Consider the following 2,075-nt stretch of genomic DNA (forward strand, 5'->3'; position numbering starts at 1 on the left):
CCCCACCCCGGAGAGCCCATCCATGCGGATCACCACCGTCCTGCCCGCCGCCCTCGTCCTCCTCGGCGCGGCCGGACCCGCCCTCGCCTCGTCCTGCTCCGAGCAGATCGCGACGATCGAGCGCCGCCTCGACAGCACCGGCGCCGAGCAGGTCACCGGCAAGGAGCCGCCGGGCGGCCCGACCTCGTCGCACTCGTCCAAGGCCCTCGACACGGCCCCGAACGTGAAGCCGACCGACCCGTCGACCACGGCCAGCGCCGGCGGCGTGGCCGAGGCCCGCGACCTGATCAAGAAGGCCCGCGCCCAGGACAAGGCCGGCGACATGAAGGGCTGCGAGGACACGATGACCGAGGTCAAGAAGAAGGCCGGCGCCCTGCCGTAGGGCGACGCTCCGCCCTTCGCGGCCGAACGAAAAGGGCCGCCTCCCTCGCGGGGGGGCGGCCCTTTTTCTGTTGAGGGACCCTCTTTGCGTTCGGGGGCTTTCCCGGATCAGTAGGCGTTCCTGGTCCGAAACAGCGAGACCGGGGTCGCGAGCATGATCTTCACGTCGAACAGGATCGACCAGTTCTCGATGTAGTGCAGGTCGTGCTCGACGCGCTTCTGGATCTTGTCGCTGGTGTCGGTCTCGCCGCGCCAGCCGTTGACCTGGGCCCAGCCGGTGATGCCGGGCTTGACCTTGTGGCGGGCGAAGTAGCCGTCCACCACCTGGTCGTAGAGGGTGTTGGCGGCCTTGGCCTGGAGGGCGTGCGGGCGCGGGCCGACCAGGGAGAGCTCGCCCTTGATGACGTTGAAGAGCTGCGGCAGCTCGTCCAGCGAGGTCCGGCGGATGAAGCGGCCGACGGGCGTGACGCGGGGATCGTCCCTCGTCACGAGGCGGGCGGCCCCGGCATCGCTCTGGTTCACGTACATCGAGCGGAACTTGAAGACCTCGATCAGCTCGTTGTTGAAGCCGTAGCGCTTCTGCCGGAACAGCACCGGCCCGGCCGAGGTCAGGCGCACCGCCAGGGCGACGGCGAGCATCACGGGGGCGAGCGCCAGCAGCATCGCGCAGCCGACGACCCGGTCGAAGATGCTCTTGGCGACGATGTCCCAGTCGGCCATCGGCTTGTCGAAGATGTCGAGCACGGGCACCGCGCCGAGGTAGGAATAGGCCCGCGGGCGCAGGCGCAGCTTCGAGGCCTGGGCCGAGAGGCGGATGTCGATGGGCAGGACCCAGAGCTTGGCCAGCATCTGCAGGATGCGGTCCTCGGCGGCGATCGGGATCGTGAAGATGATGAGGTCGAGACGCGTGGTGCGGGCGTAGGCGACGAGGTCGCTCACGGTGCCGAGCTTCGGGTAGCCCGCCACCACGGTGTCGGAGCGGGTGTCGCCGCGGTCGTCGAAGACGCCGACGATGCGCACGCCCGAGTCCGACTGGGCGTCGAGGGCGCGGATCAGGTCCTCGGCCACGGGTCCGCCGCCGACGATGGCGGTGCGCCGGTCGAAATGGCCGCGCTGCATCTGCGCGGTGATGAAGCGGGCCAGGGCGAAGCGCCCGGCGAGGAGGACGGCGAGGCCGGAGGCGAAGACGCTCGCCATCCAGACCCGGGAATAATGGTCGGCGATCTTGGCGAACACCATCGCGGTGGCGACGAGGAGGAAGGCCAGCGACCAGGCGCCCACCAGCCGCAGGGCCGATCCCCGCAGGGTCCGGAAGGCCGCCATGCCGTAGGCGCCCGAGACCTGCAGCAGGCAGACCGCCAGGGCGGCGAGGCCGAGGGCGGCGGCGAGGTAGCGGGGCGACAGCGGCACGATCCCGGAGAGCTGCAGCCGCTGGATCACGATGCCGAGACCGGCGATCAGGACGAAGTCCGCGATCCGGACGCAGCCGGCGAGCACCACCGGCGAGAGGCGCTTGGCGGCGGCCGGGTGCACCCGCGCCTCGGCGGGCGGCAGCGCGGCCGCCGGAGCGCCGTCGGCCTGGGGGGCGAACCGGCCGGCGGCATCCAGCAGGTCACGGACATCGAAGGCGCTCATGGCTGACTTCCGGGCTCGGGTACGCGTCTTGGAACTGGGAACGGGGGTCGGGGTCGGAG

2 protein-coding genes are annotated in these 2,075 nt (G+C 71.1%); one reads left to right on the top strand and one right to left on the bottom strand.

Annotation, left to right across the window (positions count from 1 at the left end; genetic code table 11):
• Positions 1 to 382: hypothetical protein (locus tag AC3WLN_RS23995; RefSeq protein ID WP_492485481.1), on the top strand; the 382-nt coding region annotated here is incomplete at its 5' end.
• A 107-nt stretch (positions 383 to 489) separates the two neighbouring features.
• On the opposite strand, the gene AC3WLN_RS24000 is transcribed toward AC3WLN_RS23995, so the two are convergent.
• Positions 490 to 2,016 carry an undecaprenyl-phosphate glucose phosphotransferase gene (locus AC3WLN_RS24000; RefSeq protein ID WP_492485483.1) on the bottom strand — a complete coding sequence of 509 codons (1,527 nt, stop codon included), beginning with the start codon at positions 2,014 to 2,016 and terminating at the stop codon, positions 490 to 492.
• Positions 2,017 to 2,075 lie beyond the last annotated feature (59 nt).

Source organism: Methylobacterium sp. FW306-05-D, from assembly GCF_058782155.1.